At 53.7% G+C, this 23341-nt stretch carries 19 protein-coding genes; 7 read left to right on the top strand and 12 right to left on the bottom strand.

The window, feature by feature from the left end; all coding sequences use genetic code 11:
- Positions 1-129: 129 nt before the first annotated feature.
- The 7 genes from ACR3ZL_RS24890 to queG all read right to left on the bottom strand — a co-directional run bounded on the left by ACR3ZL_RS24890 (position 130) and on the right by queG (position 11915).
- Entirely contained in the window at positions 130-1320 is a 1191-nt protein-coding gene (locus ACR3ZL_RS24890) for a DUF1559 family PulG-like putative transporter (RefSeq protein WP_473650394.1), read from the bottom strand.
- 1410 nt (positions 1321-2730) lie between these two features.
- Positions 2731-3864: a hypothetical protein gene (locus ACR3ZL_RS24885; RefSeq protein WP_473650395.1), complete on the bottom strand. Its 1134-nt coding sequence runs from the start codon at positions 3862-3864 to the stop codon at positions 2731-2733.
- Positions 3861-4673 carry a hypothetical protein gene (locus ACR3ZL_RS24880; protein ID WP_473650396.1) on the bottom strand — a complete coding sequence of 271 codons (813 nt, stop codon included), beginning with the start codon at positions 4671-4673 and terminating at the stop codon, positions 3861-3863. Before ACR3ZL_RS24880 ends, ACR3ZL_RS24885 begins: the two co-directional genes overlap by 4 nt.
- Positions 4674-4675: 2 nt before the next feature.
- Complete coding sequence (locus ACR3ZL_RS24875; protein WP_473650397.1) at positions 4676-6280, bottom strand: MotA/TolQ/ExbB proton channel family protein; 1605 nt, start codon at positions 6278-6280, stop codon at positions 4676-4678.
- A gap of 292 nt (positions 6281-6572) precedes the next feature.
- Positions 6573-7244 (bottom strand): tRNA (adenine(22)-N(1))-methyltransferase, encoded by a 672-nt coding sequence (locus ACR3ZL_RS24870; RefSeq protein ID WP_473650398.1) that lies wholly within the window; start codon positions 7242-7244, stop codon positions 6573-6575.
- Positions 7245-7256: 12 nt separating this feature from the next.
- Positions 7257-10295 (bottom strand): zinc-dependent metalloprotease, encoded by a 3039-nt coding sequence (locus tag ACR3ZL_RS24865; protein ID WP_473653458.1) that lies wholly within the window; start codon positions 10293-10295, stop codon positions 7257-7259.
- Between the two features lie 183 nt (positions 10296-10478).
- Positions 10479-11915 (bottom strand): tRNA epoxyqueuosine(34) reductase QueG, encoded by a 1437-nt coding sequence (gene queG, locus ACR3ZL_RS24860; protein WP_486173049.1) that lies wholly within the window; start codon positions 11913-11915, stop codon positions 10479-10481.
- A 54-nt stretch (positions 11916-11969) separates the two neighbouring features.
- Here queG and ACR3ZL_RS24855 point away from each other — a divergent pair, with 54 nt between their 5' ends.
- Genes ACR3ZL_RS24855 through rnpA form a run of 3 tightly spaced genes read left to right on the top strand, consistent with a single transcriptional unit; the run spans position 11970 to position 14789 of the window.
- The gene (locus ACR3ZL_RS24855) at positions 11970-13022 is read left to right on the top strand and encodes an aspartate carbamoyltransferase catalytic subunit (protein WP_473650400.1); all 1053 of its coding nucleotides are present in this window, start codon (positions 11970-11972) and stop codon (positions 13020-13022) included.
- Between the two features lie 17 nt (positions 13023-13039).
- Positions 13040-14368 (top strand): dihydroorotase, encoded by a 1329-nt coding sequence (locus ACR3ZL_RS24850; protein WP_486173048.1) that lies wholly within the window; start codon positions 13040-13042, stop codon positions 14366-14368.
- Between the two features lie 13 nt (positions 14369-14381).
- Complete coding sequence (gene rnpA, locus ACR3ZL_RS24845; protein ID WP_473650402.1) at positions 14382-14789, top strand: ribonuclease P protein component; 408 nt, start codon at positions 14382-14384, stop codon at positions 14787-14789.
- 78 nt (positions 14790-14867) lie between these two features.
- On the opposite strand, the gene ACR3ZL_RS24840 is transcribed toward rnpA, so the two are convergent.
- Positions 14868-15929: a DUF368 domain-containing protein gene (locus tag ACR3ZL_RS24840; protein WP_473650403.1), complete on the bottom strand. Its 1062-nt coding sequence runs from the start codon at positions 15927-15929 to the stop codon at positions 14868-14870.
- 118 nt (positions 15930-16047) lie between these two features.
- Between ACR3ZL_RS24840 and ACR3ZL_RS24835 the strand changes: the two genes are divergently transcribed.
- A complete protein-coding gene (locus tag ACR3ZL_RS24835) occupies positions 16048-16827 on the top strand; it encodes an undecaprenyl-diphosphate phosphatase (protein ID WP_473650404.1) in 780 nt (259 codons plus the stop codon).
- Between the two features lie 194 nt (positions 16828-17021).
- A complete protein-coding gene (lexA, locus tag ACR3ZL_RS24830) occupies positions 17022-17606 on the top strand; it encodes a transcriptional repressor LexA (protein ID WP_473650405.1) in 585 nt (194 codons plus the stop codon).
- 158 nt (positions 17607-17764) lie between these two features.
- Here lexA and ilvE read toward each other — a convergent pair whose 3' ends face one another.
- The 3 genes from ilvE to ACR3ZL_RS24815 are packed head-to-tail and all read right to left on the bottom strand — an operon-like array spanning position 17765 to position 20034.
- Complete coding sequence (gene ilvE, locus ACR3ZL_RS24825) at positions 17765-18625, bottom strand: branched-chain-amino-acid transaminase (RefSeq protein WP_473650406.1); 861 nt, start codon at positions 18623-18625, stop codon at positions 17765-17767.
- Between the two features lie 57 nt (positions 18626-18682).
- Positions 18683-19531, bottom strand: a complete 849-nt coding sequence (locus ACR3ZL_RS24820) for an SDR family oxidoreductase (protein WP_473650407.1) — start codon at positions 19529-19531, stop codon at positions 18683-18685.
- Positions 19528-20034, bottom strand: coding sequence for a 3-hydroxyacyl-ACP dehydratase FabZ family protein (locus ACR3ZL_RS24815; RefSeq protein WP_473650408.1), 507 nt, complete (start codon positions 20032-20034; stop codon positions 19528-19530). The genes ACR3ZL_RS24820 and ACR3ZL_RS24815 overlap by 4 nt, the downstream gene beginning before the upstream one ends.
- A 135-nt stretch (positions 20035-20169) precedes the next feature.
- On the opposite strand from ACR3ZL_RS24815, the gene ACR3ZL_RS24810 reads away from it, so the two are divergent.
- Positions 20170-20766 (top strand): DNA-3-methyladenine glycosylase I, encoded by a 597-nt coding sequence (locus tag ACR3ZL_RS24810; RefSeq protein WP_473653459.1) that lies wholly within the window; start codon positions 20170-20172, stop codon positions 20764-20766.
- A gap of 18 nt (positions 20767-20784) precedes the next feature.
- Here ACR3ZL_RS24810 and ACR3ZL_RS24805 read toward each other — a convergent pair whose 3' ends face one another.
- Positions 20785-21888, bottom strand: a complete 1104-nt coding sequence (locus tag ACR3ZL_RS24805; protein WP_473650409.1) for an ROK family protein — start codon at positions 21886-21888, stop codon at positions 20785-20787.
- Between the two features lie 390 nt (positions 21889-22278).
- On the opposite strand from ACR3ZL_RS24805, the gene galE reads away from it, so the two are divergent.
- The gene (galE, locus tag ACR3ZL_RS24800) at positions 22279-23301 is read left to right on the top strand and encodes a UDP-glucose 4-epimerase GalE (protein WP_473650410.1); all 1023 of its coding nucleotides are present in this window, start codon (positions 22279-22281) and stop codon (positions 23299-23301) included.
- Positions 23302-23341: the final 40 nt, after the last annotated feature.

The following is a 23341-nucleotide window of genomic DNA, read 5'->3' as shown; positions in this document are numbered from 1 at the left end:
TTGCGTCTTGAAATCCTGCTTTTGAATGCTCGTCTGGCGTATAGGGCCGTAAGATTCCAGCAAAAAAACGGCTTGGTCGTTTGCACAACCAAGCCGTTTCTGAATTTCGATATGGGCTTATTTCCAGAACTAAATTTCTTCCGAAATAACTTCCTTGGCAGCACGAGTTCCAAGCGAACCCCACAAGCCGTAAGGGCTAGCGGCACCGGTCGCCGGTGTATCGGTTTGAGTCCCAGCTTCAATGCTGTCAGTGATAAACTTAATCGCTCCATCACCCATCAATACATGGCAACCACCTTGGTGACGGCTGCCCATCGAAACGATCGCTTGTTCGTTCTCACCGACTCGTGAGCAACTTGGGCTGTTAGGAGGCATGATGGTCATACAGCCAGTGTAAGACAGTCGAGCGTCTGCCCACGCGAAGCCACGGGCTCGGGAAGAGTTATTAACTGCCCCGGTTAAGAACCGAGGACGAGTCGGATCTTGGCGATCACGACATACTTGGACGTTGATGTCGCCGTTGTCAGCGACAACGCCTGTTACGTTCCAAGCCATTTCACCGACAACTTCACGGTTGCCCAAACCTGTGCCAATTTCGCCACACATAATGGTGTTCGCCAAACCGTCAAGAATGTCACGGAATCGCAGTTGATTACGAACTTGGAAAACCCCGCGGCAATTAGCACGTGCCAAATCAGCGGTTGTGTTGTTGTTGGCGGTACCGACTTCTAGGTATTGGAGACGGTCCCACTGACCAGCAATATCTTCAAAGACATCCGCCGAATTCTTGCCACCCGATAACGCCATGAATGCGTCGTCACCGAGGCATGCGGCGTAGTTGGTTCGTCCACTCGAAGGCAGACCGATGCCTGGATCGCTTGGGCAACGGAATCCAGGGATATTGGTAGCCCAAGGATCAAAATCAGTTACCCAGGGTGAAGGGCCCATTCCAGGGTATGCGGCACCGGCAGAGTCTCGTCCTGTTGAGATCTGTTCCCACAAAGCTTGTTGTTCAACAAACGGTGTAACACCCACTAGGAAACTCAATAGTGTCGTGTTGTTTTTGTCGCTAACACGGCCAGAAGGCAAGGATTTCGTGCCTCCACCGTGTTTAGGCAAGGCATTGAAGGCAGAGTGATAGTTGTGGAGGCCAAGTCCGATTTGCTTGAAGTTGTTGCTGCAACTCATCCGTCGTGCGGCCTCGCGGGCGGCTTGAACGGCTGGCAATAGAAGGCCTACCAGAACCCCAATGATTGCAATGACAACGAGTAGTTCCACCAAAGTGAAACCTCGGAAATCACTCTTCTTTGCTTGTAACATAAATAGTTCCTCACTCTCAGCCGGGAAAAGTATTCGCCATAATTGATAGGGCGAATGAAAAAGCGGTCTAAAGACAACGCCTTCGATAGAAGCGAATGCTTCAGACCAACGCACTTACTGCCGCTGGTCTGGGAATGAGCCCTGCTTATTTTTGTGCAAACGAAAGTTTTTTGTTTGGGCTAAAGATTGGGCGGTCCTGTGCGACCTGCCTAAGGTCACGTGCATTGGCCATTGAATTGACTGAATGAGTTTTACTACTGTCGGTGCACTTCAATATATTTTTGTCTGATTTGAAAGTGATGGAATTAGGTCGGTAAGGACAACTGAAGTATGAGCGTCTTAAGAAAGTCAGTGCTCAAAAAACGCGTCGCGTGGTTGTTGTCAATGCAAGGTTCGATCACGTGATCGTCAAATAGGTTTATCGCGTTTCGACTGTGTGCTTGAATTATGTGTTGAGTTTGTCTTGCGATTTGGCGGTTGACTTGTAATCCATGACAATGGACATTCAAGCCGATCATGATCGGTTGAAGTGGACTACATAGTTGTTGACACGATGTGTTCGAGCATTGGGTGTTGGTCCGAGACACGTTGCCTTGACTAGACAAGAGCTTGCGAGCTTGATCGTTTCGTCAATAGCTTGCGGATTGAGAGGTCGATGCTACGTCGGCCATGATCTTCTTCACCGATTCCATTCCTGTCCTTTGTATGAAAGCGATTGACTGATGAATTTTTGTGTTCGTTTATCGATGTTAATGTTGGTGTTTGCTTGTCTCACAGTGACGGGTTGTCCCGGCGGGAGTTCTGCTCCAACCGTTGTTGAACCTGCCGCCGAATTTAGCACCGACCCAGATGATCCCAACGCCAACACTCCAGTATTGGACTGATGCGTCACTTTGCGTTTGGTTCAAAGTGTTGAGCCGTTCGCAATTGATGTGTCACCGTAGGAGTCGACAAGTTGTCGATTAATCTCGACACTTCGACAGAGCGTCAAATGTGAAAAGCACGGCGGCAAACAAGTTTGCCGTGCCTAGGTGGTTGTAGATTCGCAATCGACGTGATCGCTGTTTGCTTTTGCCGCATGACGTAAGAGGGGAGCGTTATTCTGCATTTCGGATAGAGATGGGACAGAATCCCATTCCCGATGCGATGGAGCGATGGAGCGGGGCAGTTCCGCCGTATCCAATTTCTGTCTAATGAGACGCATGCCCTTTGGAATGCAGGCCGTCTTGTCTTGATGACTCATCGTTTGCGATAGCCACACGCGACGATTCGGAAATCTACACCGCTCTAATACGATCGGACATTGCCAAGATTACAGCGTAGACGTGGCAACGTCTGAGTATTAGAGCAGTGTCGCGTTTCCAGAGTTGGGGCCTTACCCGTTCGTTAGCGTGATTGAAGCTCGAGGCTTTAGTCGATCACGTTTTTCGGTTTTGGGGGCGGAGCGTTAGGGTCCTTCGGTTTCGGTGGTGGCTTGGGACGGGGTGGCCCCAGTTCGATCCCGCCGGGGACCCAACTTGTCAATTCGTAGGAGTCCGCTTGAGGTGCCCATCCACTGAGCATGCCTGCCTCGGTGAAGAATCGACGCGCGACAACATAGACCGCGAAACTATCCGGCATGACATTGAATTTCGCGTAGTATTTAGTGGTGTCGATCTTGGAAAGCCAAGCGGTGCGGACCCGAGACCGCGGGTTGAGCAATTCGGCGGCAGTCGCGCCCCGGCCTACTCGTGGTTTCATGCGCAGCCGAGGAAGGCGATCGTCTTGAACGTAGTACTCGACTTCAAAGAAGTCATCCTGGTCCTTCATCCTTTCCCAACGTTCAGTGAATTTCTTAACATCGACGCCCTTCTGCGGTTCTCGCTTCGATGTGGATGCAGCCGCAAGAGTCATCGCTCGTTTCTTAGCGGTCTCTCGAAAGGCATCCCAGTTAACTAGATAAAGTTGATCGCCCGAGCAGAGGACCGTAAGTTCCTTCGCTCCAGGCGGGGCTGGACGAGGGTCGGGAATACTAACTTCGATGTCATCGGGTGCTTCGGTCCGGGGTGTACGGGCCAGCTTGGCTTCGAGTGATGCTTTCTGTTCAAGAGATGCCGTTATCAGCGTTTCCAACTCCTCTCTTTGTGCTTCGGCGGCAGCCACTTGCTTTTGGCTCTCTTCCGCCTTTTTCTTGTCTTGTTCGATTCTAATCGAGTATTCGTTTTTCTCTTTTTCACGTTGTTTGATCAGCTCTTGGCGTCTTTGCAGAAGTTCTTTCTGGCGGCGAAGCTCCTCCCGTTGGCGATCGACATTCACGCTGTTGGGGTTGATCAGAACTTGTTCAAGTTCCGATTCCTCGTCTTGAAGTTCATCCAGTTGTTGGTGCAGCTCCTTGACGGTCTCTTCGTCGATTTTATTTTCCGTCGTGATGCGTGTCACAACGTCGGCAACGCTCATTTGAGTGACGATCAAAACTAAGACTAGTATCCCAACAACATTGGTCATCGTGTCTAAGAGCGAATCGAGGCCGCCATCGTCTTCGCCATCGTCGCGTGGTTTTCTCATTGTTGGACTCCTGCGAATGCACTTAAATCGACTCGTCCCTTGCCGACGATGGGGAGCTTGCCATTGCGAATGTCACGATCGTCACACAATTTCTTGACCGCTCGGTAGGTGTTAAGGCCATCGCTTCGAATAAGTAGTACGAGCGTATCGTCTTTGCCATTGGCGACTTCGTTGAGAAGTGCCAAAAAGTCATTGTCTTTCGTCATGGCACCGGCGGGGATCCGTTTAGGTTCCTTTAACGTGTGTAGCACTAATGCTCGGTCAGCGCACTCGACGAAATGAGGTTTGAAGTTCTGGCCACTGCCCTGCGGCAAAATAGTGACGTTGGCTTCTTTCGGATTTGTACGCTCGTCGATTTGTGATTCGAGTTGAGCAATTTCCTCTTTCAGATCTTTCGCCTGCGATTGCATATCCGCGATCGACTCTCGCATCTGTTTGTCGAGCGTTGGGATGATAACGACGATGCTTTTTTGTTTGGCGAGTTCTAATTCCACTCGCTGTAATTCTTCCAGCAACTTTTTCAATTCTGTGACGGTGACGGAGAGTTGTTGTTGCTGTTGTTGGATTTCAAGAGAGTCCGACTGCGCTACAGAGATTTCACGTTTCAGCTCAGCGATGCGTTCCTCCGACGCCTTCAGTTGTTTTTGTGCGTCTTCGTAGGCTTCGATCTGCGCTACATCGGGCTTGTCAGTCTGGGCCAATGCCAATGTCGCAATCATCATCGTCAATACACCGATGACGGACGCGATGATGCTAAGGAACGGGAACAACGAAATGTCATCGTCGTTGGATTTGGGGCGTCTTGGCATCGCTACGCCCTCCCGTTTCGGCTCTTGCGTCCGCGACCACCAAACCAACCTTGGCGACCTGGGGTGGATTCAACTTGTTGCACGATGACCTGCTGTTCGCCGAGGTTCTCAAGTACTTGGCTGAGGCTTGATAGGCCGGATTCAACCCCGCTAAGGTGCTCGCGTAAGGTCGCATGCGTTTGAGCGAAGGTATCATTGACTTGCGTCTGCATGTCCGCGGTTTGTTCCGCTAGCGTGTTAAGTGACGCTTGAATCTTGTCGGCGGCATTGGCCATTTGGTCTAGCTGGGCTTGCAAATTGGCTTGTTGATCGAGTTGTTGGGTTTGAAGGGTTTCAACATGCTTGGCTTGTTGGGATTCGATGCGTTGATTGACTTCGTCCCATCCCTTGGAAACTTGCTTGGTCATCCGAGCCCCGATCGCATCAAGTTTTTCGAGCCAGCGTTCCATTTCGGCATGCTGAGTTCCGAGAGCTTGCTCAACAGCTTCCCGGAATATCTTGGTGTCACGAGCCCCGGTGCCGCCCCCATTGCCCCGTTCAGCACCACCTTCGCGGTCGTCATTGAGGCGACGCAATAAGTTTTCGTTGCAGTATTCGTCCACATTGGTGATCAAGTCCTCTTCGCTCTTTTGAAGCGCGGAGGCTGGGATCTTGACCAGCATGCTCATGATCAGTGCTAGCAAGGTGGTATCGAAAGCGGTTCCCAGCCCGCCAAAGACGTCTTGAAGGGCAGACTTCATAGCGTCCATGCTGCCACCGCCAGCGAGGCTGCTTGCCAAACTGGCCACCGCCGCGCTCACACCCATCACGGTTCCGATGAAACCAAGAATGGGCAACGCCCAAATGAAGACCTTCAAGATCGTGTAGCTGCCGGCAACGTTGTTGGCATCAATGGCGGATTGAGATTCCATCATCGTGACGGTTTCGGCAGCACTTTTGCGGACACGGAAATGTTCGATTCCTCGAACGACTCGGTTGATCAAAAAGCTGTCGCTGCTGGCGCCGGGGAGATCATTGATATGACCAATGAATTGATCAATGGAGTCAAACGTGATTTCAGGTGAGACTTCCATCGGAAGTACGTCAAGCAGCATCGCGGTTCGTTGTTCGCGAAGGCGTAGCCATTTTAGAAATAGGATGGCGACGGCCCAGAACATCAAGAACGTGGTCGGAAACGGGATCGGGCCGCGCTGCCAAAACAGTGCGCCGAAATAGTTGTCTTGCATCGGGTACAGCATTGCGAACCACAGCACGGTCATGACCGCACCAATAATTCCGCTCAGAAATAGTGAGACATCGCTACTTGCCGATTCACTGGAGGAGTCGAGCCAGCCTTTTTTTGTGGAGCGATTGTATTTGACAGGCTGCTTTTTCGGCGACGCGGCTTTTTCCGGCCGGGTTTGAATGTTGATGCCAAGGCCAGCATTTAGAGCTGGAGTGGCCTTGTTTGGCGACGAAGTTACCGCAGTCGGCTTGGGTTCAGGGGCAGATTCTGGAACCCGAAACGAAGCTCGGCAGTACGGGCAGGCTCGGCTTTTTCCGGCAAGTGCATCGCGTACTTTGAGGTGCTTCTTGCATCCTGGGCAGGAAATCGTGAAGTAAGACATAGCGGTGGGATGAAGTTGGTATGGAGTGTGCCGATAGGGCGTAAGGGCTGTTCGAGATTGGCTAGTGGGGGCAGCTTCTCGGGCCCGGCGGGAATTCATGATTCGGTAGCGCCCATCGGCCGGTTGTCGGCGCACGATGGATGGCTGGAGCTTGAACGCAGCTAGCCGCTCTTAGTACTCAATGGCGTCTAGAGTGGTGGAGATCACGGGATAAATCGTGAATTCCCACCGTTATTGTATCTCGCTTGGTGCGAGAATGCAGTCGGTGGTATCAGCGGCGTGACATTATCGGCTAGTTCGCCGGAACGCTTAGGATTCGAGCGATCATTTGCAAGCGGTTCTCGGCGTCGGGCTGCCGGTGTTGAAATTGCTGAAAGTATTTCAGTTCTTCGCGTAGCCGTTTGAGGAACTCAGGTTTGCGTTGGCGTAAGTGAATGGGGCCAAAGTGAAGCGACGTTTCCAGATCAAGATCGATGTAGGCTGGGTCCACGAAATCACCTCCTTCCGACATTGAGCGGACGAAGTGCAAGACTTCAAAGATGCGATTCGTTCCAGCCCAGTGTTCGTCGACGAGCTTAAAACCGTTTTCGAGTCCCCAGCGGCGAACCAGATGGACTCGTTGATTGGGCTGAAGGACGACACACGATGGCACGCGATCGGGATGTGCGGTAAGGATTCGAACGATGCTGCGTCCGCCCATCCCGCAGATGCTCAGCGAGTCGGCTTCGCCCGCTTGAGCAGCGGCAAGCCCGTCACCCATTCGCACTTCCGCGTTGACGCCGGTAAGTGTCGATTGCGAATTCAGATAAGGCTGCTGCTTGTTTTCGATCGCGATCCCGCGAGAGATGCGACCGGACTTCAAAAGTGCAAAAAGCAGGTGCCCGTGATCTGATCCGACATCCACATGGGTGTCGCAACGGATGATACGAGCAACTGCTTTTAGGCGATCATCTAAACGTGGCACGCGAAAGTTAGATTAACGTTCGCTTTGCATCTGTTGCTGTTGTGCCTCTTGGCGACCCATCAACAACATCATCAGCGGACTTTTTTGTTGTTTGCCACCATAGGTGTAGCTGGCTTCCAAAGCTCGATTGATACGTTGTTGGCTTTCAGTCAAGTGAGCCTTGGAATAGGCATCCATTTTCTGGCCACAGGACTTCAGCGAGCCTTCGATTCGATCGGCTAGCTTGCGAAGTTCCATACGAGCCAAGTTGCTGATCGGATGATAGGCGGCCGTTTGAGGTGCCTCCTCCAAGATCAAGTCAACCAATCGTTGCAAATGTTCGCGTTGTAGATTTCGGCGAAGTGACGAAATCATAGGGTCGCGATCATTGCGATCATCTGGGCATGTTGCATCCAGTTCAGACCAAACCGAAGCGGTGACCTCGCCAAGCAATTCTGGAAGGGTCAATGCATCTTGGTCAGCGGGCAATCGCAACTCGTTGTCATAAACCCGACGCAAAGTAGTTGGGTTCAGCAACAGTGTCAGCGAGGATGCTTGCATGTCGAGGACGCGATCGTGGATAGGCCAAGTCGCTTCCCCGGACATTCCGTGACCACCATCGAGCCACTTGTCGACGCCCAGGCGTTCAAGGATTTCGGGGGTTAGTCCGTAAGCCTCGTCAGTGAAGCTAGTATCGATCACGTACTTCAGTGCCGCTCGCTGATCGTCGGCGGGAACAACTTCCACGGGAACGCGGTTGCCGGGGTCGCCCTTTTTATCACGATGGACGAATGCGCCACCGATCCAGTTTGCCATCATGCTGACCGATCGCATTTGCAGGCCAAGCGTCAATTCGTAGCCGCGACGAGCTTTCGCCCAGCTATCACCATCCTTCACGAAGCGATCTAGCAATTGGTCGCGGTACAACTGCACCAACTTCATTTGTTCCGTCGCATGTGCGAGCGGGTCTTTGCCGAAGTCGTAACGACGAGCGTAGGGGTCTGGTCCGCTGGTGTCCTCATCCGTTGCGTACTGCATTTCAGGTTCGGAGCATCGCTTTAGGATTTCTGGAAGTGATGAGTTCTTAAGCGTGTAGCCGTACTCGATCGCCCAGTAATCGTATGGCCCAATGTCGATCATGGCGTAATCGCCTTGAACGTCACCGGCTTCGTATCGGTAGTTGATAGGGGTGTAGTCCATTACTGACGAGGTGAAAGGCTTCTTGCCTTTAACTTCTTCGCTATTGATTTCCGCGATGGTGTGAAGCGACGACGCTTTGAAGTTGTGACGCAGTCCTAGGGTGTGGCCCACTTCGTGGGCAACTAGATCGGCGAGCAACGGTCCAACGAACCATTCAGGCATCCCGTCAAGCAGGACGGTTTCATCGTCCTTCTTGTCCTTGTCGTCGTCATCTTTTTCGTCGTCGGCTTCTTCTTTGTCCTCGTCAGATTCGTCGTCGGACTTATCGTCAGCAGGCTCTTTTACTTTCTTGTCATCGTCCTTCTTGGCGTCAGACTTTTCTTCGGTGGAGTCTTTTGACTCTTCATCTTCCTTCTTCTTGTCTTTCTTCTTTTTCTTTTCGGCTTCGAGGTCTGCATGCAGCGACAAAGCCCAGTTCATGCGAGCGAGTGCCAAATCCATGCTGCGACCGGTGGCAGCCATGCACATGCCATTTTTTTGGCTGACGTGTCCAATCAGACCATCGAATTCGTCATCGCCTAGCAAGGATGGATCGGCTTGTGCCATTTGGTAACCGGCCATCGGTTGAGTGGCTTGGCGAGCGTACTTGGCACGCAGCGAGTGAGTTTCCTCCGGAGCACCCATGCGGATGCGCGGATCCCAGTTCGGGCGGGTCGCCAGCCATGCGAGCGTCTCGGCGCTGACGCCTTCCATTGCCAATTTGGGCATCAGATCGACGTAATTGAAGTTGAAGTGACGAATCCAACCGTCGGTCAAAATGATATCCGCGTCCAAGATTTGGCCGGTCGATGGATGAACCCGGCTGGGGCCGATCGCGGTACCAATGTCATTGTTGAGCCAGCGAACGAAGTTGTAGCGGACGTCTTCGGGATCCTTTTCCATATGAATGCCGCTGACGGCGTCCTGGTATTCAATCACGATCGCATCGTCGATACCCACTTTTTCGAACGCTTTGTTCCAGTAATCGATGCCAGCTTTGATCCAACGGCGATAGCGAACCGGTGTCGTGTGTTCGACATAGAACCGGATCGGTTCTTTCGGTGGACTTAGATTCAGCTTGGGGTCACGTTTTTCGAGGTGCCAGCGATTGATGTATCGCACGCGAGTTTCTTCGTCGTCGTACTTGCTGAGGTCGGAAAACGAGGTTGTGAAGTAACCGATGCGTTCGTCAGCTTTACGTGGTTTGAATCCACTGGAAGTGCCTGGGACTTCACTGAATGAATAGTGAAGCGTTTGCAAGCGTCCGCCCTGGCCGACGATTTCGAATGCGAGTTCGACGTTCTTCGGAAAGACCTTCAGCGATTCGATTGAATAGAGTCGTGAATTGGTGACGCGTATCTGAGCCCCGAAGAACTTGCTGGCGTTGTTAACCAGCAGGTTGTCCAAGTCGACGACCGGACCACCGTGTGGACCCATCGCGAGGATTGGCACATCAAATAGTACGCGGTCGGTGAAGAGACGTTTGACGGAGGCTTTTGACTCATCGTCGCCCGTCGCCCGGATATCCAAGTTCGGAGCGATCAGTGCCAAACGATTGTTGTATCGCCGCCACTGAACCACCCAGTCACCCGATTGCAATCCGGCATAGCGGTCGCCGCTGCTAAGCGTCAGGGCGATGAAATAGTTTTTCCCTTTGAAATTCTTGGGAAGCTCGCCGATAACGGCCGAGTCCTTCTCTCGTTTCCAGACATTGAAGAGGCCTTTGGTGGCCTGTTGGTCCGAAACCGAAACAGCCTCGAAGTCCTCCGAGATCTTGGAGAATTCAGGCAACGTTTCAGCCGCAGCAGCGGAAACCGTTGTTCCGGAAACCACTGTGGCTAAAGCGACGAACAGAAAGGCGAGCGAACGGCGGGATTGGTTCATACCAAGCATCCAAAGAGTCGGGAGGTCCATCAAAGGTGGGGCGATCATGGAGTTAGTTTACGTCACAACCCGGCACCGCGGATCGCAACGTTTACGGGTTTCTGCCTGTTTTATCCGATAAAACCGGTGCGAACAAAACAATCAGCTAAGCAATTGACGTACGTCTCGGGACGATGGTTCCGGTCGTTGATGTCAATGTGAGGTTGTTTTTTGGCGATCATGGATTTGTTTGATCGCCCAGGCCGCGGATTCGCTGACGATTGGGTCATCGTCTTGGCGGGCTACTAGTAGGGAAGGCAGTGATTCACGGCCTCCGATATTGCCCAGGACAATGGCAGCGTTGCGAAGCATGCCTCGACGACGGGTTCGCCACATCGGTGATCGCCTGAATCGTGTCCGGAATTCATCGTCGGAAAGTTCGAAGAGGGCCAGGGCATCCATCCAGCCGATGGCTTCGTCAGATTCGGCCCCGTTAAGTGGAAGTTTCGCATTGTCGATCTCGGTATGGGGGGCTCTGGATCGCTGGTCCGATTCGCAGGATCGGGAGTTAAATTCGTCGGGTTGGGATTGGGGGGTGGTTTCGTTTGCCGTGGGTCCGGATTTGTTGCTGGGATTTGCGAAGGTTGAGGACTTCAGGTCCGCTCGGCGAGCAGGTTTACGGTTCCAAGGGCAAACTTCTTGGCAAACATCGCAGCCGAAAAGCCAGTTTCCAATCCCTGGTCGCAATGATTCTGGAATGGAATCGCGATGTTCAATCGTCAGGTAGCTGATGCATTTCGATGCGTCCAAAACGCCGGCCTGGACGAATGCGTCCGTTGGGCAGGCGTCCAAGCACGCTGTGCAGGTTCCGCAGTGGGAAGTGGCGTGCGGCGAATCGGCTGGCAGATCGATATCAACCAGAATGCAGGCGAGAAAAAAGTAGCTGCCCAGTTCGCGATTGAGCAGAAGCGTGTTCTTTCCTCGCCACCCCAGCCCCGCCAGTTGGGCGACTTCGCGTTCCATCAACGGAGCGGTGTCAACGATGCCCCTCGCGTTTGCCTCGGGGCAAACTTCTCTGATCTGGCGACACAGGCGTTTAAGTTTTGGATGAATCGTGTCGTGATAGTCGGTCCCCTGCCATGTGTATCGGGCGACGCGGCCAAATGTCGTGTTGATGTGGCGTGGATTTTGGTTGGCGGCTGTTTTTTCGTCCGCAACTGGCGATGGACTTTCGGCGGTTGAGAGATTTGTGGGGGCTGGAAGACTTGCGGGCGATTCGGCGTGGTACGGCATCGCCATGACGATCAACAACCTCGCACCGGGCAATACGCCGCTAGGGTGTCGGTATGCGTCCAGCCGATTGCTGAAGTAGCTCATCTCGGCGGCGTAACCCGCTTCGATCCAGTCGACCAATCGAGGAAATCCCTCGCTAGTTACTGCCGGGGCAATTCCACAACGGATGAACCCTTCGTCATAAGCCGATTGGCGGATGGTTTCGACAAGCTCGCTCGCAGGCAATGTTGGATTCGCCGGCACAGAGCTGCCCGCCGCCACAGAGCGTCCCGCTGGCTGAGCTTGTGACTCACTTGCCAGAGGAGCTTGAGACTCAGACGGGGAGCGGGAATTCGGTCGCGGTTGGGAAGCTGGCATAATCGCAAAGCATACTAGTTACCAAAGACGACGTTGTTGCCTAAACTGCGGAGCATGGCAACGAAGATTGATTCTCAGACGCTTACTTTCCCGGCAATTTGGCGGCATCGCCATCTATTGGATCTGGAACGACATTCAGCGGCGGAGCTGATGGCAATCCTCCGGACGGCTCAAACGTTAAAGGAGCTGACCAATGGATGCAGAGAAAAACTGTCACTGCTGTCGGGCAGAACATGCGCGAACCTGTTTTTCGAAAACAGTACACGTACCCGCAATAGTTTCTCCTTAGCGGCCAAACGGCTCGGAGCGGATACGGTTGAATTCAGCAGCGCCGGTAGCAGCGTTGCGAAAGGCGAGACGTTCGTCGACACGGCCAAGACAATTGAAGCGATGGGTGTGGACTGGGTCGTCACACGGCACTTCACTCCCGGCACGCCGCATTTGCTGGCTCGCGAGCTTGGGTGCTCGGTTCTGAACGCGGGCGATGGACCGCACGAACACCCGACGCAAGGCTTGTTGGACATCCTGACGATTTTGCAGAGTCGCGGACGCGAAGATTGGGCGGATGAGTCGCTCGATCCGGAGCAGATTTTAGCTGGCAAGACAGTCGCTCTGGTTGGTGATATTGCGCATAGCCGAACCGCCCGTAGTAACTTGTGGGGGCTCCGCAAGCTAGGGGCTCATGTGATCATTTGCGGTCCGCCGACGTTGGTGAGTCCGCGGTGGGAAGAACTCGGGTTCGAGGTCGCACACCGGCTTGATGACATTGTTGAACGTTGTGATGTGTTGAACCTATTGCGAATTCAGTTTGAGCGACAATACACCCGGCCGTTTCCCAGTGTTCGCGAATACGCGGCCTTGTACGCCATGAACGGTGATCGGATGCGTCGGGCCAAACCCGAAATTTTGATCATGGCACCGGGCCCCATCAACCGCGGTGTGGAAATCACGCCAGAGGTCGCCGATGGGCCGCATTCGGTCATTCTAGAACAAGTCACTAACGGCATCGCGGTGCGGATGGCATCGCTGTGGTTGTTGGCGGGGGCCAGTGACGCGGCGATCGCCGGCGTTGAGCCTCCTGCTGAAAATACGCCGAATTGGGTTTAACCAACGTGAGAACTGCATTGAATTTCCCATCGCCTGAGCCAATCGTCATTGATGGAGGGCGGGTAATCGATCCGGCGAACGGTATCGACCGCGTCGCTCGACTGTTGTTGGTCGATGGGCGAATTGCGGCGATCGATCCGGCGGATGGCGATATCCCGAGTGATGCTCAGTGGATCGACGCAAGTGGCAAAATTGTCGCTCCGGGTTTAGTAGATCTCGGAGCTGAGTTGCGGCAGCCAGGCCGAGAAGAAGACGAAACGATTCAATCGGGAAGTGACGCCGCGTTGGCGGGTGGTTACACGTCGCTGTTGTGCTGCAGTAATACCAATCCGGTTATCGATTCAGCGGCGGCCGTTGAATTGGTGATCCAAATCGCGCAACGAGTGGGTGGCGTTCGGATCTATCCGATCGCTTGCTTGAGTAAGTCTCGCGAAGCCGAGCAGATGGCGGAACTGGCGATCTTGCACGAGGCGGGAGCAATCGGATTTAGCGATTCGCCCCGGCCGATGCCCAATGATGCTTTGCTGAAGCGTGCATTGGACTATTGCCGCATGTTTGATGTTCCCATTTTCGATCGGCCGGAGGTGCCGGGCTTGGCCGAAGGCGGCGTCATGCACGACGGTCGCGTTTCATTGGCACTGGGCCTGAAAGGATTGCCTTCGGAAGCCGAAGACTTGGCGATCGCACGTGACGTTCGGTTAGCTGAGGCGACGAAGGGCCGATTGCATGTCGGTCCGGTAAGTACGATGGGGGCGATCGACATGATCGGTCGTGTGAAGGCGCGTGATATCGCGATCTCAGCTTCCGTTTGCCCGCATAATTTGAGCGGCAGCGATGAATCGCTTCGCAGTTTCGATGCGAGGTACAAGGTTCACCCGCCGATTCGCAGTGCAAGGCATGTGGAGATGCTCCAGCATGCCGTTGCCGATGGGACCATCGACGCTATTCAAACCGGTCATATGCCGCGGGCCCGTGAAAAGAAGGGCAACGATTTGGATACCGCTCCGTTCGGTGCCGCTGCTTTAGAAACGACGCTTGCGGCAACGGTCACGGACATGGTTCGCACTGGTGTCATGTCGTGGACTCGAGCGATTGAGTGCTTGTCGACCAATCCTGCGAAAATCGCCAAGCTGGATGCTGGCACGCTCAGTGTCGGTGCTGCTGCCGACGTGGTTGTTTTTGACCCGGAAGCAACATGGACGGTTCGTCCGGAAGCGTTCTTGTCGAAATGTCAGAGCAGTCCGATGGAAGGTCGTCAATTGCATGCTGTCGTCACCCACACGATTGTGGGCGGTGACGTGCGGTTCGTTGCGACGCAATCGGACGCGGTTCATACAACCGTTTGATGAGGACTGTTTAGTGACAAACGTCGTCGATGCGAAGTTCCCTAAGTCGATGCGCATCGTCAAAGGCGACGATTTCACTCGTGTGCTTCGTCGCGGTGGTTGTGCGGCAGATAGCACGATAGTCGTATTTGCAATGCTGCGTCCAAATTTGGACGCCGTCGCATCAACAGAAACATCGTCGTTGGATGTGACTCGCTTGGGCGTCACGATTCCCAAGAAGACGGGCAATGCCGTTGTGCGTAACCGGTGGAAGCGATTGATCCGCGAGTCGTTTCGTACGCAGCGTGATCGGATTCCAGTTGGATACGAACTGGTGGTGCGACCTAAAAAAGGGGCGAAGCCAGATTGGAAAGCGATTCAGCGGGGCCTACCCAAGGTCGCTACCCGAGCGATCGCGCGGATCAAACCGTCGCCTTCATGACCGGCTGATTCCGATTTATGAAACGCGAAAAATGCAAGTTGCAACGACGATTAGCAACAAGCATTAGCACCGGTCGGTTTAGGTGGCCATGTGTTTGCGTGTGACATGGTCGGCAACCAAAACGATGCCGGCGGCGACGATCGCTAGAACCGCCAGCATGATAACGCTGCCGTCGTATTCAGCTGGTGAAACGAAATTGAATTTTTGAAACTTCAGTTTTAAGTCTGCCGTCTCGGGTGTGACGACCTGCAGAGGCCATAGCCGACCGACCGATCCAATCATTAATCCGATGAGGGTCGCCATTGTGACATCGCGATGAGTGGATAGCAGGTAGTTCAAGAGTCGAGAAAATGCCAGCAATCCGAACCCACAACCGGCCGCGAAGACGAATAGCTGCGTGATGGATTGGGCGTCAAAGTTTCCTTTGACGAAGTCCTTGATCATTCCAATCACGGGCTCATACACACCGAACAGCAAGAGGACAAACGCGCCGCTGATACCCGGCAAAATCATCGCGCAAATTGCGATCGAAGCGCTGAAGAAGAGGTACACCGTGCTGACCTCACCGACGCTGGCGGGGATTTGGGAGATTGCTAGTGCGGCAACAATCCCGATGACTAAGCCCACGACACGTTCAATTCCCCATGAGGCCACGTTCCGGCGAACGACCCACACGCTCGCAAGGACGAGGCCGAAAAAGACGGCCATGGTTTCGTTCATCCGTTCGTGTAACAGCCAATGCATCAGACCGGCTAGCAAGCCGATACCGGTCACGATTCCGAGTCCGAGGACGACTAAGAAACGAAGGTCGAGTTTGTTAGCCAGTGCACGCCAGTTTCCACCAATCAACAAGGCAACCGCTTCGGAATCAACATGGCTAATCGCCGCGATCAATCGATCGTAGTGGCCCAAGATTAAGGCGACCGTACCACCACTGACGCCGGGGACCGTGTCGGCCGCACCCATGCAGAACCCACGAAACAAATTGATCGCGTCCCCGGTGAGCGTATGGGTGGATTGTCCGTTACCGCAATCGGTCTGGTGATCGAGGGTGGCTGAATCGATGGAACTGGCCGAAGCGTTGGGACTGGTTTGATCGTCGGAACCGTCCCAGTCGGTATTCTCGGAGTTTGCCGTCACGGAAATCTTTGTGAGTGAGGATTTAGTGGTGTATTTCGCGGGCGGCTCGCAGAAGAGCGAGCACCCTAAAGTAGGTTAGATGAATCGCAATGCCACACTTTAACCCAGACTTTCAATCGTGTCCGACTTGTATCGAGTTTTGATCCTGGCCGTCGTCCAGGGAATTGCCGAATTCCTACCGATCAGCTCATCCGGTCATTTGGTCATCCTCGGATCGATGCTCGGCGAATTGGGAGAGTCGGCTTCTCTAGAGATCATTTTGCACGCCGGCACGCTTGGCTCCATCTTGATTGTCTACTGGCGAAAAATCTTGGACCTGTTGTCGCGAGATCGCCGTGTCATTGGCTTGTTGGTGATTGGAACCCTGCCCGCCGTTGTGGTGGGACTGACGATCAAAGAAGCCTTTCCCTGGTTGATCCGAAGTCCGTTGTTGGCTGGGGCCATGTTGATGGTGACTGGTGTGCTGCTCATTGTGTTAGGCAAGTTGTCGGCTCGTGAGGGACGTTACGAGCGAATGGGATGGTGGGGGGCGTTGATCGTTGGTTGTTTCCAGGCGGTCGCTATCCTTCCGGGGATCAGCCGTAGCGGATCGACCATCTTGGGTGGCAGATTGATGGGGTTGGGAAAGGATGACTCGGTCACCTTTTCTTTTTTATTGGCCATCCCCGCAATCTGCGGTGCAACAGTGTTGACAGTTAAAGATCTACTTGATGGCAGCGATTCGGCTTCGACGCTGTCTGGGGCTCTGCTTTGTCTTGGTGCGATCACAGCGATGGCAGTGGGTGTTTTTGCACTGCGCTGGCTAATTTGCTGGAGCAAAGAGGACCGGCTGCATTGGTTCGCGTACTGGTGTCTACCAGTTGGTGCAGCCATTGTTGGAACTCATTTGTTCTCCTAATCGGCTGGTTGTCATACCCCCTCGAGTGCTCGTTTTTACCAAAATCGAGGGCCGTGCACGGGTGAATAGTGATAGTTGGTGTATAAATTAACGTTAGAATTCCGTCGTCAAAGTGATTCGAGAATTAACCAGATTTTGCTCCCGCCTTCTTAAGCAGTTCCCACTACATGAATTGCCCCGCCGTCAGAGAACCTATGACCAAGCCGCAACTTACAGACCGGCAGAAGGATGTATACGAGCTTATTCGTTCGTTGATTCAAGACCGCGGGTATGGACCGACTGTTCGCGAGATTGGCGAACACTTTGGAATCAAAAGTCCCAACGGGGTGATGTGTCACCTGCGGGCTCTTGAACGCAAGGGATTGATTGTTCGCAAGGCGAACAAGTCTCGCGCGATTGAATTGACCGATGGCAATGCTCGATCGAAAACCGGCTTGGTGATGATGGGTGTGGTCTCGGATCAGCCTGTTGAGTTGGACATGAATCCAACCGTCACGGTTGACCTGGGTAAAGTGCTTGCCACCGGTGAACGCTTTGTCGTTCAAGTCTCTGGCAACTCGCTGGAGCACCGTAATATTCTCGACAGCGACTACTTGGTGATCGAAGCGAGTGAGGAAATCGCTCACGGTTCCCTGGTTCTTGCCAAGCTTCGCAGCGGCCACGTTGCATTGCGAATCTGGGAGTCAAGCAATCCTTCGCTTGCGACGGCTTCGGCCGGTTTCGGCGATGAAGCATTGGGCGTGGTCACGTCGCTTGTCCGCGAGAACATCGCTATCTAGACGCTCGGGCTGCGGCAAAGTTCAATTCCGAGATAGCGGCCGTGGCAACGATTCTGTTGCCGTTGAAACAACGGCACATCCCAGAATGCACTGAGCGTCTTCGAGGTGAAGACGCTTATGAGTATTCGCTTCTTGTTGGCGGTTTTCGCCAGCGATCACTACTGGTTCCGAACGTGTTCTTTGAACAGTTCATTGAGCTGACGTGTGATCGGCCCCACCTTGCCATCGGCAATCAGTCGTCCATCCAGTTTGACAGCTGGGATTACCTCGGCAGCACTTCCGGTCAGGAAGCATTCGTCCGCGATGAACAGGTCGTGGCGGGTCATCGTTTCTTCCGCTACTTCAATTCCTGCCTTACGAGCCAGTTCGATCACGGTGTTACGTGTAATACCCTCAAGAATGCCAGCATGGATCGGCGGGGTGATAAGTCGACCACGGCGAATGATGAAGATGTTGTCGCCGGTGCATTCAGCGACTTCACCCATGTGGTTGAGCATCACGGCTTCGACGCAACCGGCACGGAGTGCTTCGATCTTGGCCATGATGTTGTTGAGGTAGTTGAGCGACTTGACTCGTGGGCTAAGCGCCGCAGGGTGATTACGGATCGTGGATGCGGTCACCAGGTCAAGCCCTTCGGTGTAGTACTTTTCAGGGTACAGCGATATTGAATCCACGATGATGATGACCTGCGGATCCTCGCAACTGAACGGATTGAGTCCAAGTTGGTTGCCACCGCGTGTAATGACCAAACGAACGTAGCCTTCAGTCAAGCCGTTCTTGGCAACGGTCTCGACGGTGGCGGCGCGCATGGCGTCGATATCGATCGGGACGTTCAAAGCGATCGCGCGAGCGGATTCGTACAAGCGGACAAGATGGTCTTCCAGTGCGAACACTTTGCCAGCGTAGATGCGCATTCCTTCGAACACGCCGTCGCCGTAAAGCAAGCCGTGGTCGTATACGCTGATTTTGGCGTCTTCGCGGGAGAAGTACTTGCCGTTGATGTAGATCGCTTGAGCCATTGAACCGAAATGAATGATGTACAGAGGAAGTTGGATGGAAAGGTCGACTACGACGTGTTAGTCAACCGAGGCGTCGGTCACCGCGCCGACGACGGCGGCATCGAAATAGTTAGTCGACATGCCAGCATCGACCACAATCGCTTGGGAAGTGATCCCGCTGGATCGGGGGGACAGTAAGAACGTGGCCGTCGATGCGACTTCATCCGTTGCGAGGGCGCGTCCGCGCGGGATGACCTTTTCGGCATACAAGTACGAATCGACGTAACCCGGGATGCCAGCCGAGGCACTTGTTTTTAGCAGACCGGCGGCGACTGCGTTGAAGCGGACTTCGCTAAACCGGCTGAAAGACTTGGTTAGAAAAGCAAGCGACGATTCCAACGCCGCCTTAATAGGAGCCATGAACCCATAGCTTTCGCTCGCCATTCGCGTCGTACTGATACCGATCGTAACGACCGAAGCATCAGTGGCCAGACTTTCGCGGACAGCATTGCAAACCGCAATCAGCGAGAAGGCCGAGATATCGATTGCCTGCAAGAACTGTTTTCGCGTTGTTTCGTGGAACGGTTGAATACCGTCGCTGTAGTCGGCAAAGGCGATCGCGTGCACCAATCCAGATAGCTGGATTTGTTCCTGGACTAGGGTTTGGCCGAGCTGATCGATTTGGGATTGTTGCTCAACGTCGCAAACGATGACGCGTCGATCTTTTAACAATTTGGCAGCGCTTTCGCGGCGGGCTTCGCTGCGAACGGTGTAGATGACCTCGCCACCGGCTTGCTCGATTTGTTGGGCGATGGCCCAGGCAACACTTTTTCGGTTAGCGACACCCATGACCAAGAATTTCTTCCCGGCGATGTTCAGGAAGTCAATTGCTGCCGGAGTTGTCGAATTTGGGTCGAGATCACTCATTGGTTCGCCTCCTGTTCTGCAGGGGATGCGGTGAGCGACGTGTCTGCGGGAGGAGTCGTGAGGCTACAGGCGAACTCAAGTCGGGTGGTCGTTTTGCCGTTCAGCAACATCTTTCCAGATAGGAAGAATGCGTTGGCAAGACGTTCTTTCAGGGTGACGTGAATATCGACGGTGTCGCCAGGGCGAACCATGTTTTTGAACTTCACGCTGTCCATTCGGGTGGCGACTGGGATGAAATCACCAGAATCCGGTGTGCGTGAGCTCAGCAGAACCGCTCCGGCTTGTAGACAGCATTCGCACTGGATCACACCGGGAACCAGTGGGATTTCGGGGAAGTGCCCTTGGACGAAAAAGTCATCCTTTGAAAACGTCTTCCGAGCGTGGATCGTGGATTCTGTTAATTCCACCACTTCATCGATCAGCCGCATCGGCTGGCGGTGGGGGATCATGGCCTCGATCTGTTCAGGACCGAAAGGGCGGGCGTCTGGGGAGGAAGAGGTCATAATCGGATCATCGAAAAGGAGCTTTGGCCCCTGTATGAGACGCCAAAACGCCAATCTTCGTCAAGGTGTCACCGTAATGCTCGGTTCGCTATCGTATTCGTCCAACGCCCGTATTCTTAGTCGTCTGTGGTGACCATGCCGTCTGTGTCTCCTGAATCTGACCTGGTGATTGATTCCGGCAATCTAGCTCGTTGTCGCTGGTGTGTTGGCGATCCGCTGTATCAGAAGTACCACGACCAGGAATGGGGAATCCCGGTCACCGACGATCGATTGCTTTTCGAGAAGATTTGTCTGGAAGGGTTTCAGTGTGGATTGTCTTGGTTGACGATTTTGAAACGCCGTGAGAACTTCCGTGTGGCGTTTGCCCACTTTGACTTTGCGAAGCTAGCGAGTTGGTCGACCCCGGAGGTTGATCGTTTGGTCCAAGATGCTGGTATTATTCGGCATCGCGGGAAGATCGAAGCAGCGATTCACAACGCGTCGCGGGCCATTGAAATGTGCGAAGTTGAAGGATCGTTATCGGACTTCTTTTGGCAATTTCAACCCGCGTCGAGCCCCATCCCCAAACGTTTTGCTGACGTTCCCGCGATAACCGAAGAGTCTTCGCGGATGAGCCGAGAACTCAAAAAACGAGGTTGGAAGTTCGTCGGGCCAACGACTTGTTACGCGTTCATGCAAGCGATGGGAATCGTCAATGATCATCTAGCGGGCTGCAGTTTTCGAGAAGCGTAAACTGCGATGAAAGCCCGTTCAGCCGATTTCGGCACCGAGGGCATGGGTGTAGGCGCCAATCACCGACGCGTGGTCGCCGCATCGCGAAAATTCGATGTGGTCGAAATTTCGAAAGCCGTCGAGGGCATGGTCATAAAAGGATTGTTTGGCTGTCGTCAGGTATTGGCTGCGTACCGAAGTTGCTAGATCGCAAACCCCGCCACCGATGACAAGGACGTCGTAGTCGCCAATGTATTGAATGCACAACAACGCAATGCCCAACGCTTTGGCTTGGTCTTGAAACAATTCCAGTGCCAGTGCATCGCCATCGGCGGCCAGTTCTCGCAACAATTTTGCACGGTCTTTGTCGGTGCCGGGGACCTGATTCAGCGAGTGCGATTTCCATTGCGGTAGATTCAACCGATAGGCGAGTTGTCGGGTCAACGCCGTCAGCGACACGGCGGATTCCACGGTGCTGGTTGAGTTGCCGACCTTGAGGTTGCGGTCGTGCTCGTAGCGAAATGCATCGGCGGAAAGCATGATGTGTCCGGCGTGGCCAGCACGACCCTCGTTGCCTTGGATCACTTTGCCGCTGCGGACTTCGCCTCCACCCAGTCCGGTGCCAACGGCAACCATAAATAACGAATCAAGGTTGCCTTGGATTTGTCCGGGATCGATCCCCAATGAGACTGCGGCGTCTGATGCGAATGAAACGTCGCCGCGTCGGGCCGCGAACTCGCCCAAAGCCGCGGCTTGTCCGTCGCCTACGTATCCTGCAGTCAGTCCAGTCGTGTGCGTTAATCCGGCGGCAGCGGCGGTTTGTTGCAGTCGGATTTGCAACAGTTCGCGAATGGGGCAATTTTCCCAAACGTCGTTGTTGAGATTTGGCGTTGGCGAGAGCACGCCATCGAGTGTTGCCGGACCAGGTGTTGCGATTGTGACACGACGGACATCGGAAAGGCTCGCGTCAAGCTTGTTTAAAGCCGCGACAATCGCATTGACGATGTCTTGGATTGTGGCATCGGGGCCTTCGGTGTTGCGAGTGGGAAATTGCGGCGAAATGTAAGTGATGCGTCCCGCTTGGTCTCCCACGCAAATGGTTGACGTCGTTCCGCCGACATCGACTCCGATATTCAATGACATTATTTCTTACCTGTAGACAATTGACGGTTTGCGCAAGCTAAGATAACGCCGATGAAGGGTTATGTGCGAGGGCCAAACTAGCGGAGTCGCCCTGCCCCGCTTTGCATTTTCCCGTGCTGCATCGCCCCGCGTTAGATCGCGCTGTCCAGTTTTGCATACATCTTCTACCAGTCGGCAAGATGTTCTCTGGTGGGTAGTTTGGGTGGTGATGACCGGGATGACGTCGAAGTGGCAAGGCAACATAGCGATCCACTGGCGGCTTCGGGTCTGGTCAAAATCCCGTCATTTTTGCTATTTTCACTACGTTTGACCGTCTGAAGGTCATGGTGAGCTTTACTGGCGTAGGGTTGATTGACCCATTCGCCTCGAACCAATTGAAAGCAGTTTTGGATGAAAATTTTAGTCACCGGCGGTGCCGGCTATATCGGCAGCCACACTTGTCTGGAATTGCTGGAGGCCGGTCACGAATTAACGGCGATTGATGATCTGAGCAACAGCAGCAAGGAATCACTGCGACGTGTCGAAAAATTGACAGGCAAGAAAGTTGATTTGCGATGCTTCAGTTTGCTGGACAGCGATCAAACGCTGGCGGTGATCCAGGAAGTTCAGCCGGACGCGATCATTCACTTCGCTGCGATGAAGGCGGTAGGAGAATCCGTCGAGCATCCGCTGCGTTACTACCAAAACAACGTCTCCGGTACGATCAATTTGATCGCGGCGATGCAAACCGCTGGTTGTAAAAACTTGGTCTACAGTTCGTCATGCACCGTCTATGGCGAGCCAACGAAGTTGCCGTTGACCGAAGATCATCCTACCGCGGGTGCAGAAAGCCCGTATGGGTGGACTAAGTTGATGACCGAACAGATCATGCGTGACGTCTACGTTAGCGACAACAGCATGAACTTCTCGCTATTGCGATATTTCAATCCGGTTGGGGCTCACCCCAGCGGAGACATTGGTGAAGATCCTAATGGGATTCCTAATAACCTGTTGCCATTCATCACTCAGGTTGCCGTCGGCAAACTGGCCAAGCTGAACGTCTTCGGCGACGATTATGAGACTCGCGATGGGACTTGTATTCGCGATTACATCCACGTGGTGGATCTGGCAAAGGCTCATGTTTCAGCCGTGGAACAAATCGTGTCGAAGCAGCCCGGTGTGGTGACCTACAACCTAGGAACCGGAACGGGCTCGACTGTGCTTGAAATGATTCACGCTTTTGAGGCGGCTGCTGGCAAGAAGTTGCCTTATGAAATCGCACCGCGACGTGCTGGCGATATTGTTGCTGCCTACGCTGATCCATCCAAAGCAAAGGAAGAACTTGGTTGGGCGACAACTTTGGACGTCAACGACATGTGCCGTGATAGCTGGCGTTGGCAGTCACAAAACCCGAATGGCTACGAAGCGTCCTAACGCGGGCCAAGCCAGGTGGTGGCATGATCTGCCGACAACC

Source organism: Rhodopirellula sp. J20-39 (assembly GCF_057365095.1).
The sequence above is the reverse complement of the archived record's forward strand: the minus strand, read 5'-3'. Positions and strand labels throughout refer to the sequence as shown.